The 12,983-nt window shown below is 39.4% G+C and carries 12 protein-coding genes and 1 pseudogene; all 13 read left to right on the plus strand.

Translation table 11 applies throughout. The features are described from left to right. On the plus strand, positions 1–394 hold a 394-nt coding region (locus WS44_RS07300), incomplete at its 5' end, for an FAD-binding protein (RefSeq protein ID WP_046433873.1). Between the two features lie 255 nt (positions 395–649). Continuing rightward, positions 650–1,354 (plus strand): transposase, encoded by a 705-nt coding sequence (locus WS44_RS07305; protein WP_046433874.1) that lies wholly within the window; start codon positions 650–652, stop codon positions 1,352–1,354. Positions 1,355–1,573: 219 nt separating this feature from the next. Next, complete coding sequence (purC, locus tag WS44_RS07310; protein WP_013438447.1) at positions 1,574–2,290, plus strand: phosphoribosylaminoimidazolesuccinocarboxamide synthase; 717 nt, start codon at positions 1,574–1,576, stop codon at positions 2,288–2,290. Next, positions 2,291–2,545 carry a phosphoribosylformylglycinamidine synthase subunit PurS gene (purS, locus tag WS44_RS07315; RefSeq protein WP_013438446.1) on the plus strand — a complete coding sequence of 85 codons (255 nt, stop codon included), beginning with the start codon at positions 2,291–2,293 and terminating at the stop codon, positions 2,543–2,545. It abuts the gene before it with no gap. Next, positions 2,542–3,213, plus strand: a complete 672-nt coding sequence (purQ, locus tag WS44_RS07320) for a phosphoribosylformylglycinamidine synthase subunit PurQ (RefSeq protein WP_013438445.1) — start codon at positions 2,542–2,544, stop codon at positions 3,211–3,213. Before purS ends, purQ begins: the two co-directional genes overlap by 4 nt. Beyond that, positions 3,210–5,438, plus strand: a complete 2,229-nt coding sequence (gene purL / locus WS44_RS07325) for a phosphoribosylformylglycinamidine synthase subunit PurL (protein WP_046433877.1) — start codon at positions 3,210–3,212, stop codon at positions 5,436–5,438. Before purQ ends, purL begins: the two co-directional genes overlap by 4 nt. Continuing rightward, a complete protein-coding gene (purF, locus tag WS44_RS07330) occupies positions 5,414–6,865 on the plus strand; it encodes an amidophosphoribosyltransferase (RefSeq protein WP_013438443.1) in 1,452 nt (483 codons plus the stop codon). Before purL ends, purF begins: the two co-directional genes overlap by 25 nt. Before the next feature lies 1 nt (position 6,866). Then, complete coding sequence (purM, locus tag WS44_RS07335) at positions 6,867–7,904, plus strand: phosphoribosylformylglycinamidine cyclo-ligase (protein ID WP_046433879.1); 1,038 nt, start codon at positions 6,867–6,869, stop codon at positions 7,902–7,904. A gap of 9 nt (positions 7,905–7,913) precedes the next feature. Beyond that, on the plus strand, positions 7,914–8,510 hold the full coding sequence (gene purN / locus WS44_RS07340) for a phosphoribosylglycinamide formyltransferase (protein ID WP_013438441.1): 597 nt from the start codon (positions 7,914–7,916) through the stop codon (positions 8,508–8,510). Positions 8,511–8,512: 2 nt separating this feature from the next. After that, positions 8,513–10,054: a bifunctional phosphoribosylaminoimidazolecarboxamide formyltransferase/IMP cyclohydrolase gene (gene purH / locus WS44_RS07345; protein WP_014566078.1), complete on the plus strand. Its 1,542-nt coding sequence runs from the start codon at positions 8,513–8,515 to the stop codon at positions 10,052–10,054. Positions 10,055–10,066: 12 nt separating this feature from the next. Next, positions 10,067–11,326 (plus strand): phosphoribosylamine--glycine ligase, encoded by a 1,260-nt coding sequence (gene purD / locus WS44_RS07350; protein WP_022087247.1) that lies wholly within the window; start codon positions 10,067–10,069, stop codon positions 11,324–11,326. A 260-nt stretch (positions 11,327–11,586) separates the two neighbouring features. Continuing rightward, positions 11,587–12,576 (plus strand): hypothetical protein, encoded by a 990-nt coding sequence (locus WS44_RS07355; protein ID WP_046433880.1) that lies wholly within the window; start codon positions 11,587–11,589, stop codon positions 12,574–12,576. 138 nt (positions 12,577–12,714) lie between these two features. Beyond that, a pseudogene (locus tag WS44_RS07360) lies at positions 12,715–12,983 on the plus strand (restriction endonuclease subunit R); the annotation flags it as partial.

Here is a 12,983-nt window from a genome sequence, read left to right on the forward strand (position 1 = left end):
TAAAAAAGCTAATACCATAGATGATTTGGCTAAGCAATTGCATTTACCTGTTGACAACTTGAAGAAGAGTATTACAAGATATAATCAAATTTGCCAAGATGGAAATGACAGTGATTTTGGTAAGGAACAATATCGTTTATATCCAGTTAATAATGGGCCATATTATGGAGCTTGGCTAAGTGGACGGTTACTTGCAACTCTTGATGGTTTAAGGGTAAATACAAAGATGCAAGTTTTAAATAAGCAAGGCCAAATTATACCTGGCTTATATGCCGCAGGAAATTGCTCTGGAGGGTTCTTCTGGGGATCATATCCGGATCGTGTCCCTGGTTTAACAGCAAGTCACGCTCAAACTTTTGGAATGCTTGCTGGTAGGTATGTAGCTGAAAACTAAATTTCTTCACTTGTTTTTACAAACAAATGTTGTATGAATTCAACTACTAATAATCTATAAATCGTGTATTTATAAAGACTATGTCTTGATATTTAATTAAGATATGGTCTTTTTCTGTATGAATCAAATGCTTTTGATTTAAAAAATTATAATGAACACGCGTGGTGCTAGTTAAGTTGTTTTAGTTAATAAAAAAGTCCAATCGGATTAGACTCAAGTTGTAACTTAAATTAAATAGAAAAGAGTCTGATCTAATTGAACTACCTCAAGCTTAATCGTTTTTCTCACCATTTACAAGTTAGCTTTGCTCGGCTAAATGTAATTTGTCGTTCTTTGTACAAGCTTTGTGCTCCTGATGAGCTGAAATACCGTAAAAATATTGATCAGGTTAAGCTCTCAGACAGTTCCATCTTAGCGATGCTTATTTGGCAAACTGAAATTGGGATCGAATCCCAAAGAAGATTTTGTAAATTCTTTGTCGGTTTGTCTCATTCTCGTTTTAATCGTCGGGCACGAATGCTTTTGCCTTTAATGCGCTGTATCCGTCAGGCCTGGAATCAAGAAGTAAAGATAGCTGGAGAATTCTTAATTATTGACAGCTTCCCAGTTCCAGTTTGTCAGCCCATCCGCAACTATCGCGTCAAGATCTTTCGTGGCATAGCTGATATCGGCTATAAAGCCACTAAGAAAATCTATTATTACGGCTTCAAGGTTCACGCGATAGTAAGTGATGACGGCTATGTGCTTTGGACACCATATCGAAGAAACATGAAAGGCGCTAAAAAGCATAACGATCATCAACTGATGCCAATTAGAAGGACAATTGAGAGCGACTTTTCTTTGCTTAGCTACTATAACGCTGAAAATAACTGGGCAAGGAGCTTAGCTGGTTTTCAGCAGCGGCTAGAAATAGCCATTTTGGCTTATAATATGGCATATTGCCTAGAACGATTTAACTAGCACCACGCGTATTAATCTTGTTTAAGCAGAGCTATTAAAGCTCTGTTTTTTATTTATCATTTTCACTAAAACACGAACAATACTTCATGATAGTATTTTTAGTGCTTTATAATATATTGACATTATAAGCAACAGTTGATAATATTGTTAACATAAAAGTGAACAAATCAGTATTCACTCTTCAATAATATTCGTGTTTTTACCAAGGAGAAAAATAAAATGGCAAAGTTGTTGTATACCGGTAAAGTTAAGGAAATGTGGTCTACAGATGACCCAGAAGTTTTACGTGTGGTTTATACAGACCAGGCAACTGCCGGTAACGGCGAGAAGAAGGATGACTTTAAGAACAAAGCCTATTTAAACAACGAAATTTCAACTTTGATTTTTGAATACTTGTCCAAAAACGGAGTTCCAACTCATTTCATCAAGAAAATCTCAGACACTGAAGAATTAGTTAAAAAGTGCGACATGTTCCCACTTGAAGTTGTTACTAGAAATATTGCAGCTGGCCATTTCTCAAGTCGTTATGGCTTGGGCGAAGGTGAAAAATTCGATACGCCAGTTGAAGAATTATTCTACAAGAGTGATGAACTTGATGACCCAATTATGAACGAATCAGATGCAATCGCATTGCACGTTGCAACTGCAGAAGAACAAAAGAAAATCTGGGAATTGTCTCGTCAAGTTAACAAGCTTTTGATTCCACTTTTTGATAAAGCTGGAATGGAATTAGTCGACTTTAAGCTTGAATTTGGTAAAGATGCAGATGGAAATATCATCCTTGCAGATGAATTTTCACCAGATAACTGCCGTCTTTGGGATAAAAAGACCAAGAAGCATATGGATAAAGATGTCTACCGTAGAGACATCGGCGATTTAACCACTGTTTATGAACAAGACTTAGCCCGCATTCAAGAAGCACTTAAGGAGATCTAAATGACTACTGTCCGTATTTACGTAACCTACAAACCTTCAGTTTTTGATCCACAAGGAGCTGCAATCACCGATTCAGTTAATTCTCTTGGTCATGACGAAGTCAAAAAAATCGTTGTTGGTAAGTTCTTCGATGTAACTGTTGATGAAGATGACTTAGATAAAGTTAAGGCTGATGTGAAGGATATCGCTGAAGCGTTATTGGTTAACTTCAACATGGAAACTTACAAGATTAAAGTTTTGGAGGAAAATGCATGAAAATTGCAGTAGTAGTTTTTCCAGGCTCTAATTGTGATATCGACATGTACGAAGCCTTTCACACTGTTTGCAAAGCAGATGTCGAATACGTTTCTTACAAAGAAAAAAGCCTAGATGGCTTTGACGCAGTTGTTTTACCAGGTGGCTTTTCTTACGGCGACTACTTAAGAACTGGTGCAATCGCTCGTTTTTCAAATATCATCCCAGCAGTTAAAAAGATGGCAGATGAAGGAAAGTTAGTATTAGGTGTCTGCAATGGTTTCCAAATTTTAACAGAAATGGGACTTCTACCTGGAGCACTTAAGAAAAACGATAGTCTTCAATTCGTGTGCAAAACCGTAACGCTAGAAGTTGAAAATACACATACGCCATTTACCACCGAATATAAAGACAAGGAACTTATCCGTATTCCAATTGCTCACGGTGAAGGCAGCTATTACGCAGACGAAGATGTGCTTGAAGAATTAGAAAATAATCATCAAGTTGTCTTTAGATATCATGGTGAAAATCCTAACGGTAGTCTTCATGATATTGCTGGTATCTGTAACAAAGAAGGCAATGTCTTGGGCATGATGCCTCACCCTGAAAGAGCCGTTGAAGAAATTCTCGGCGGAACAGATGGATTGCCTTTATTTAAGTCACTTTTGAAAGCAGGAGTTCAAGCATGAAACAAGCGATGACACCAGAAGAAATCAAAGAAAAGAAACCTTACCTTGATTGGAGTTTATCAGAACGTGAATATGACTATATTTGCGATCATTTGCTTCATCGCTTGCCCAACTACACAGAAATCGGCTTGTTCTCCGCAATGTGGAGTGAACACTGTTCTTACAAAAAATCTAAGCCAGTTTTGAAGCTTTTCCCAACCAAGGGCAAGCGCGTTGTTCAAGGTCCAGGTGAAGGTGCTGGTGTAGTTGATATTGATGATGGTCAAGCAGTTGTATTTAAGGCTGAAAGTCACAACCACCCAACTACAGTTGAACCTTACCAAGGTGCAGCCACTGGTGTTGGCGGTATTTTAAGAGACGTTTTCAGTATGGGCGCTCGCCCCGTTGCAATCCTTGATTCTTTGCACTTTGGTGAATTAAAAGATAATCCAACAATGCGCTACAAGATGGAAGAAACCATCAAAGGCGTCGGCGACTACGGCAATTGCATGGGAATTCCTAACTTAGGTGGCGAAACTACATTTGATCCTTGTTACAACGGCAACATTTTATTAAATGCGATGAATGTCGGCATTATGGATATCAAGGATATGGAACACGGGGATGCCACCGGTGTTGGCAATGCCGTAATGTACGTTGGTGCTAAAACCGGTCGTGACGGTATCCACGGTGCTACTTTTGCTTCAGCTGACTTCTCTGAAGAACATGCGACCCAACGTTCAGCCGTTCAAGTCGGTGATCCATTTATGGAAAAGCTTTTGATGGAAGCTTGCTTGGAATTGATTTTGCATCACCGTGAATGGCTTGTTGGTATCCAAGACATGGGTGCAGCCGGAATTGTTTCTTCAAGTGCTGAAATGGCTACTGAAGGCAAATCCGGGATGGATCTTAACCTTAACTTGGTACCTCAACGTGAACCTAACATGTCTGCTTACGAGATTATGCTTAGTGAATCGCAAGAAAGAATGCTCCTTTGTGTAAAGAAGGGCCATGAAGAGGACGTTAAAAAGATCTTCGATGAATTTAATCTTGACGCTGTAACTATTGGTCGCATTACTGATGATGGTAGATACGTGCTTCATCACGATGATCAAGTGGTATGTGATATTCCAGTGGTAACTTTAACTGAAAAAGTCCTTGAAGAAAAAAGCGCAGAAAAGAAACCACAAAGAATCATTGATGCTGAGCAAAGTGAAAATTGGCAACCAAATATTGAAAGTGCCGGTCAAACTTTAAAAGATCTTTTGAACCAGCCAACCATTGCTAACGATCAATTTGTAACGCAACAATATGATTCACAGGTTCGAACGGACACGATTGTAGGTCCTGGTTCAGATAGCGGCGTCTTGCGAGTGCGCCATACTAAGAAGGCAATTGCGATGACTACTGATACTAATGGACGCTTTGTCTATCTTGATCCAAAAGTTGGTGGTCAAAGAACTGTCCTTGAAAGTGCAACAAATATCGTAGCTAGTGGTGCCCAACCTTTAGCAATTACTGACTGTCTTAACTATGGTGACCCTAATGATCCAGAAATTTTCTGGGAATTGCATCAATCTTGTCAAGGGATTGCCGATGCATGTGAAATCTTAGAAACACCGGTTGTTTCAGGAAATGTCTCTCTTTATAACGAAAATAATGGCAAGGCAATTTATCCATCACCAATGATTGGGATGGTTGGTTTAATCAAGGATTATGATCACGTCATTCCAATGCACATGCAAAAAGCAGGCGACAAGATTTATCTAGTGGGTAAGACAGATGATGATTTTGCTGGCTCAGAATTGCAAAAGATGATCACTGGTGAAATTAGCGGATTGCCACATGCGCCAAACTTGCCAGAGATAAAGCAATATCTTTACAAATTGCAAGCATTAATGGCTAACGGCTTAGTCAAAAGTGCCCACGATCTAAGCGAAGGCGGCTTAGGCGTTTCCTTAGCTGAAACACTTTTTGATACAGACTTTGGTGCAAAGGTAAAGCTTGATTTTGATAAAAATCTGCTTTTCAGTGAGACTCCAGGTCGCTTGATCGTTTCAGTTGATCCTGCAAATGCGGCAAAATTTGAACAAGAAATGGGCGATTCTGTTAGTGAAATTGGTCAAGTTACTGCTGATCAGCAATTGAACATTTCGCTGACCAACGATCAAGTAAATGAAGATGTAGCTGAATTGCAAAAGATTTGGAAGGAGTGCATCCCTTGTTTAATGAAATCAAAAGCCTAAATGAGGAATGTGGCGTCTTCGGCGTCTTTGGTGCACCTGATGCCAGTCAATTAACATATCTGGGTTTGCATAACTTGCAACACCGCGGACAAGAAGGGGCCGGCATCGTCTCAAGCGATGGTGAACATTTGTATCAACACCGCGATCGTGGCCTTTTATCCGATGCTTTTGCTGATCCGAATGATTTAAAAAAATTGGTCGGCGACAGTGCCATTGGTCACGTTCGCTACAGTACAACGGGTCGTAATTCGATTCAAAACGTACAACCATTTCTCTTTCATTTTCTAGACGGTGATGTTGCTTTAGCCCACAACGGCAATTTAGTTAATGCCGTGTCTTTACGAAACAAGCTCGAAAAACAAGGCGCGATTTTTCAATCCTCATCTGATACCGAAATCTTGATTCACTTGATTCGTAATCATATCAAAGATGGCTTTATTTCAGCTTTAAAGCAAAGCCTGAATGAAGTTCACGGTGGTTTTGCCTTCCTGCTTTTGCAAAAAGATCGCATGATTGCGGCACTTGATCCTAATGGGATTCGTCCCTTATGTATTGGTAAATTGGACAATGGCGCCTACGTTGTTTCTAGCGAAACTTGTTCACTTGACATCATCGGTGCCAAGTTCGTTCGTGATGTGCAGCCTGGTGAATTAATCATCATTGATCGAGATGGGATGAAAATTGATCATTTTACTAAAAATACGCATTTAGCAATCTGCTCAATGGAATACATCTATTTTGCTCGTCCTGATTCAATCATACATGGTGTGACTGTTCATAATGCTAGAAAAAGAATGGGGCGGCTGCTAGCTCGTGAGGCTCCAGCCGATGTCGACATGGTAATTGGCGTACCAAACTCATCTTTGTCAGCTGCCTCTGGTTACGCCGAAGAATTGGGGTTGCCTTATGAAATGGGTCTGGTTAAAAACCAATACGTTGCCAGAACCTTCATTCAGCCAACTCAAGCCTTGCGTGAAAAGAGTGTTAAGTTAAAACTGTCAGCTGTTCGTGGTGTCGTTGCCGGTAAAAAGATCGCTGTTATTGATGATTCGATCGTAAGAGGCACCACCTCTAAGCAAATTGTCAAAATGTTAAAAGAAGCTGGTGCTAAAGAAGTACACCTTAGAATCGCTAGTCCTCCATTTAGATTTCCATGTTTTTACGGCATTGATATTTCAACTAGAGCCGAATTAATGGCAGCTCATTATTCAGTAGAAGAGATGCGGAAAATTATCGGTGCTGATAGCCTTGGCTTTTTAAGCGTTGATAGCCTGATCAAAGCAATCGATGTGCCTGATCGAGGAGACTCATCGGGTCTGACAGTTGCTTACTTTAATGGCAAATATCCAACAAAATTGGATGACTACGAAGCTGGCTATTTAGCTTCTCTCAATGCTCAAGAACGGCGACAAAGAAAGGATTTATAAAATGAATCGTTATAAAGAAGCAGGTGTTGACGTCACTGCTGGTTACGATTTAGTCAATCGAATTAAGCCGATGGTAGCTGCAACCAAGCGTAAAGGCGTGATGGGCGGCATCGGCAGTTTTGGCGGGATGTTCGACTTAGAAGAATTAAATTATAAGCATCCAGTCCTTGTTTCAGGCACCGATGGCGTTGGTACTAAGTTGATGATCGCGCAAAAGATGCATAAAAACGACACAGTCGGTATCGACTGCGTGGCTATGTGTGTTAACGATGTCTTAGCCCAAGGCGCTGAACCTTTATTTTTCTTAGATTACATTGCATGCGGACATAACGATCCTGAAAAACTAGCTGATGTGGTTAAAGGCGTGGCTGAGGGATGCAAGCAAAGTGAATCTGCCTTAATTGGTGGTGAAACTGCCGAAATGCCTGACATGTATGAACCGCATGAATACGATTTGGCTGGTTTTTCAACAGGGATCGCTGAAAAAGAGGACATATTATCTAGTTCTTTAGCCAAAGCAGGCGATCATTTAATTGCCTTGCCATCAAGTGGCGTTCATTCAAACGGCTTCAGTTTAATTAGAAAAATTTTGTTCAAAGATCACGACGTTTCATTAAGCGACAAACCAGCAGAATTAGCGGGCAAAACCGTAGGCGAAACACTCCTTACGCCAACCAGAATCTATGTCAAAGCAGTTTTGCCACTAGTAAAAAAGCATTTAGTTCACGGCATTGCCCATATTACTGGTGGCGGCTTTATCGAAAACCTACCTCGAATTTATGGCAATGACTTGCAAGCAGTGGTCAATAAAGGTTCGTGGCCTGTTTTACCAATTTTTGATTATCTGAAAAAACTAGGCGATTTAGATGAACGAGATTGCTACAACACTTTCAATATGGGCGTTGGTTTAGTTTTAGCCGTTCCAGTAGAAACCATTGCTGCAGTCAAAGAACAACTAAATCGCGAGAATGAAAAATTCTACGAAATTGGTCAATTAGTTGCACGCCCCGAAGGGGAAGAAAAGATCGTAATCAAATAGAGGAGAAAAATGAGAGTTGCTATTTTAGCTTCTGGGAATGGAACCAACTTTGAAGCTTTAACTAAACAGTTTCAAGCTGGCGAGATTCCTGGAATTGAAGCTTTAATGTTTTGCAATCATCCGAATGCTCCGGTAATTAAGAGAGCTGAAAGATTAGGCGTGCCATACGAAACTTTTTCCGTTAAAGAATGCGGTGGCAAAGATGCCTATGAAAAGCGTCTGCTAAAAGTTTTGCAAGATTATCAAATTGATTTCATTGTTTTGTCAGGGTATCTCAGAGTGGTTGGTCCCACGATTTTAAACGAATATCCAAATTCAATCATCAACTTGCATCCGGCACTACTGCCTAAATATCCGGGCCTTAATTCAATCGAAAGAGCTTTTGATGATTATAAAAAAGGCAAGATAAAAGAAACTGGCGTCACAGTCCACTTTATTGATGCCCATTTAGATCACGGACCAATCATTGCTCAACAGGCAGTACCAATTTATCCAGATGATACGGTTGATACGCTCGAAGCAAGGGTCCATGAGACAGAACACAAATTATTCCCAGCTACGTTAAGAAAAGTATTAAGTCAAAGAATGGAAAAGGAAGAAAACTAAAAATGAAACGTGCATTAATCAGCGTTAGTGATAAGACCAACTTGGTAGATTTTGCCAAAGGCTTAACCGAAAATGGCTATGAAATTGTTTCTACCGGTGGTACCAAGAAGACTTTAGATGAAGCTGGTATCAAGACAATCAGCGTTGAAGAAGTTACTAATTTCCCTGAGATTTTGGACGGCCGTGTGAAGACTTTGAACCCATATATTCATGGCGGACTTCTTGCTAAAAGAAACGATCCGGAACATATGGCAACTTTAGAGAAATTGAACATCAAGCCAATCGATTTAGTTTGCGTTAACCTTTATCCATTTAAACAAACGATTGAAAAGCCGGATGTTACTAGAGAAGAAGCAATCGAAAACATTGATATTGGTGGTCCAAGTTTATTGCGCGCAGCTTCGAAGAACTATCAAGATGTCACTGTCGTAACCGATAAAGCTGACTATGATTTAGTTTTAAAAGAAATTGCGGAAAATGGTAACACCACGCTTGAAACAAGAGCAAAACTAGCAGCTAAGGTGTTTAGAGCAACTGCCGCTTATGATGCAATTATTGCCAATTACTTAACTAAGCAAGTTGGTCTTGAAGATCCCGAAAAACTGACTTTGACTTATGATCTGAAGGAAAAGATGCGCTATGGTGAAAATTCACACCAAAAGGCGTGGCTTTACGAAGATGCGATTCCAAAGAGTTTCTCGATTTTGCAAGCACATCAATTGCATGGCAAGAAGCTTTCTTACAACAACATCAAGGATGCTGATGAAGCACTCCGCTGCATTCGTGAATTCCAAGATGAACCAACTGTTGTGGCAATGAAGCACATGAACCCATGTGGTATCGGCCGCGGCGATACGCTTGAAGAAGCATGGGACCGTGCATATGAAGCCGATTCAGTTTCAATCTTCGGTGGGGTTATCGCTTTGAACAGAAAAGTCGATTTAGCTACTGCTGAAAAGATGCACAAGATTTTCTTGGAAATCATCATTGCACCGGGCTTTGACGACGATGCACTTGCAGTTTTGGAAAAGAAAAAGAATGTCAGATTGCTTGAATTAGACTTTAGTAAGGAAAATGAGAAGACTCGTCCAGAAGTCGTTTCAGTTATGGGCGGTATTTTGCAACAAGAACAAGATACTTTGATTGAAAACACCGATGACTGGAAGGTTGTAACTAAGGCTGAGCCTACTGCAGCCCAACTCAAGACCATGATGTTTGCCTTAAAGGCAGTAAAACATACCAAGTCTAATGCGATTGTGGTTGCAAACGATGAAAGAACTCTTGGCGTAGGCGCAGGTCAACCTAACAGAATTGATTCCGCTAAAATTGCGATTAAACATGCTGGGGATGCCATTGATGACCGCGCAGTCCTTGCATCAGATGCCTTCTTCCCATTCAATGATTGTGTGGAATATGCGGCAAAGCATGGCATTAAGGCGATCGTTCAACCTGGTGGCTCCATTCGCGACAAAGACTCAATCGAGATGGCAGACAAGTACGGCGTTGCAATGGTATTTACAGGTTACCGTCACTTTAGACACTAATTGGTGAAAACGATGAAAGATGATTTAGTTTTATTGGTTGTTGGTTCGGGTGGACGCGAGTTTGCCGTGGCGAAAAAGCTGAAGGAGAGCCCACATGTGAAGACTGTGTATTGTGCGCCGGGCAATGTGGGGATGCAGACGATCGGTGTCGAGACCGTGCCAATTGAAGAAACTGATCTTGATGGCTTGTTAGAATTCGCTAAAAATAAAAAGGTCGATTGGACATTTGTTGGTCCAGAAAATGTCCTTTGTGCTGGCATTACTGACAAGTTTAATGAAGCTGGGCAAAAGATTTTTGGTCCTAACCAAAGAGCAGCACAACTAGAAGGTTCAAAAGATTATGCATTGCGCTTCATGAGCAAATACAATATTCCAACGGCTCGCTATGAAACTTATGCCAGTGCTGAAACTTGTATTGCAGGTTTGAAGAACTTCGATTATCCAGTGGTGATCAAAGAAGATGGTTTAGCTGGTGGTAAAGGTGTAACCATTGCTCAGAACCAAGACGTCGCTGAAGAAACGATCAGAGAAATGTTTGCTGGTGGCCAAACTGCTGTGGTCCTTGAAGAATGTCTAGTTGGTCCGGAATATTCAATGTTTGTGGTTGTTTCTGAAGATCAGTTCACCATTTTGCCAATGGCGCAAGACCATAAGCGAGTTGGCGATGGCGACAAGGGTCCAAATACCGGCGGTATGGGATCATATTCTCCTTTGCCGCAACTGAAAAAAGAAGATCGTCAAAGAATGATCGACGAGATCGTGAAGCCAACGATGAATGGATTGGTTCAAGGAAACTACCATTATTGCGGTATTTTGTACATCGGTTTAATGATGACGGAGAATGGTCCAAAGGTCATTGAATATAACGTTCGCTTGGGTGACCCTGAAACTCAAGTTGTCTTACCTCGAATTAAAAATGATTTTGCAGAAGTGATCGATGCAGCGGTAAATCATGAAAAGCTGCCTGAAATTGAAGAAAACGATAGCTCTATCTTAGGCGTGGTTGTTTGCAGCAAAGGCTATCCAACGCATCCGGCACCTAATGTGAAGATCGGCAAGTTGCCTCACGGCACTAATACTTATATCGATTATGCCAACGTGAAAGGTAATTTGGATAATCTGATAGGTGATGGTGGCCGTCTGTTCATGGTAATTTCGGAAGCCGACAATCTAGTCCAGGCGCAGGATAATGTGTATTCTTATTTGAGTAAGCTTGATCTGCCAGATTGCTTCTACCGCCATGATATTGGCAATCGTGCTTTGAGAGATTAGATGTGTGAAGAAAGTCCCGGTTGGGGCTTTTTAGTTTGGAAAATTTGAGTATAATTAATACGAACATTCGGTCATGACCGGCAGGATCGATGATAAAATTTTTCTCCACGTGTGTGAAGGTGATCCTTGGAATTCATATAGATCTCGAGCAAAAAAATGCATTTTCTTCACGTAAGTGGAGGTTGTGAGATTATAAAAAAGCTCTTAGTTGTAAAAACTAAGGGCTTTTTGGTCATTGGAGATGAGGTAAAATTAAAAATATGAACAAGAAAAATAATAACACATCATCAGAAAATGAAAAAAGAAAGAAAATAGAAAGTAACAAAAGACCTAATTCAATAAGTGCAAATATATCCAGGGCTATAAAACCATATATAAAAATGGATAAACCTGTCATAAAAGTTCCACAAGAAAAGTCAATATTTTATTTAAATGGTATTAATAAGTCAGCTTTACAGTCAGCTAGAGAAAAGTATTTAAAACGCATTGAAACTACAGCAAATAGATATAGAGCTACAGTTAAGCCTTTCAAATTTGGAACTTCGTTAGAGAATAATTATTCTCAAATAGTTAAAGCGACTAGCGTATTTCAAAATTTAGCTGAGAAAACATTTGGTAAGCATAGTGAAAACATGAAAGTAGCTAAATTGCTTATGCGTCATGGATGGGCTACATCAGAGTTCTTTTATAATGATATTTTGAAAAATAATTATAATAAATCTGAAGATGAAATCTTAGAATATATTGAAACCTTTTATACTGAAAATAATTATCAAAGGTTTTATAGAGTATTTAATTTAGTAATTGAAGGATTTGAAGATCAAAATTTAAATGAGGGATATAGACTTTTATTAATAAAAATTAGAAAGATGATAAGAAAGAATTTTGATAATTATGATCTGTTTATGAATACACTGTTTTCAATTGCCGAATACGTTTGCTGTTATAAGTTTGGTATATTGTCAACTAATGGTTATATAGAAAAAAACAATATAAAGGCAGCTAGAAAAAAGTATGCTGATGAAAATGGATCTCTTACTGAAATAGATCTTATGTCAATGTTTGGAGTCTTAACAAGATGGTGGGATAAAACTAATTTCAAAAAAGGACTGGAAAAAACAGCTTTTGGAAGGAATTCAATTGAACATGGTAGATATGATCCTAGACGATATAAGAAAACGGATTTTATTAAATTAATAGTTTTTATATTTAATGTCTTGATGGCACCAGATCCTGATAAACATAATTAATAATAAAGCTCTTAGGTTTCACTCCAAACTAAGGGCTTTTTCAGTAGCATGAATATTGAGTTGTAGCGCTTTTTCTACGATAATAGAACTAAAAGTGATTTTTGATGAGTCAAATCCTGACTAAATGAGGTGAATAATATGGATCCTGAAAAAATGAATTTAACAGAGGAGGATATCAAGAACAGATATATTTCTCCTGCTGTTTTTGAAACAGCAGGTTGGAAGAAAAAAGATTCTTTGATGGAATATTACTATACGGATGGCCAGATCAATGTTGTAGACGATGTGGCTAAACGTAGTAATGGTAAAAAGGTTGATTACTTACTCTTATATAAGCCTAATTATCCGATTGCTGTAATTGAAGCTAAGGACAGAAAAAAGCACCCACAACCTAGCGCTGGTTTGCA

The organism is Lactobacillus sp. N54.MGS-719 (assembly GCF_000980505.1).
In the GTDB taxonomy this organism is placed as follows: Bacteria; Bacillota; Bacilli; order Lactobacillales; family Lactobacillaceae; genus Lactobacillus; species Lactobacillus amylovorus.

Excerpts from the sequence above, each read along its gene's own strand:
- purC (WP_013438447.1), top strand. The coding sequence starts at position 1,574 with ATGGCAAAGTTGTTGTATACCGGTAAAGTTAAGGAAATGTGGTCTACA.
- purS (WP_013438446.1), top strand. The coding sequence starts at position 2,291 with ATGACTACTGTCCGTATTTACGTAACCTACAAACCTTCAGTTTTTGAT.
- purQ (WP_013438445.1), top strand. The coding sequence starts at position 2,542 with ATGAAAATTGCAGTAGTAGTTTTTCCAGGCTCTAATTGTGATATCGAC.
- purL (WP_046433877.1), top strand. The coding sequence starts at position 3,210 with ATGAAACAAGCGATGACACCAGAAGAAATCAAAGAAAAGAAACCTTAC.
- purM (WP_046433879.1), top strand. The coding sequence starts at position 6,867 with ATGAATCGTTATAAAGAAGCAGGTGTTGACGTCACTGCTGGTTACGAT.
- purN (WP_013438441.1), top strand. The coding sequence starts at position 7,914 with ATGAGAGTTGCTATTTTAGCTTCTGGGAATGGAACCAACTTTGAAGCT.
- purH (WP_014566078.1), top strand. The coding sequence starts at position 8,513 with ATGAAACGTGCATTAATCAGCGTTAGTGATAAGACCAACTTGGTAGAT.
- purD (WP_022087247.1), top strand. The coding sequence starts at position 10,067 with ATGAAAGATGATTTAGTTTTATTGGTTGTTGGTTCGGGTGGACGCGAG.
- WS44_RS07355 (WP_046433880.1), top strand. The coding sequence starts at position 11,587 with ATGAACAAGAAAAATAATAACACATCATCAGAAAATGAAAAAAGAAAG.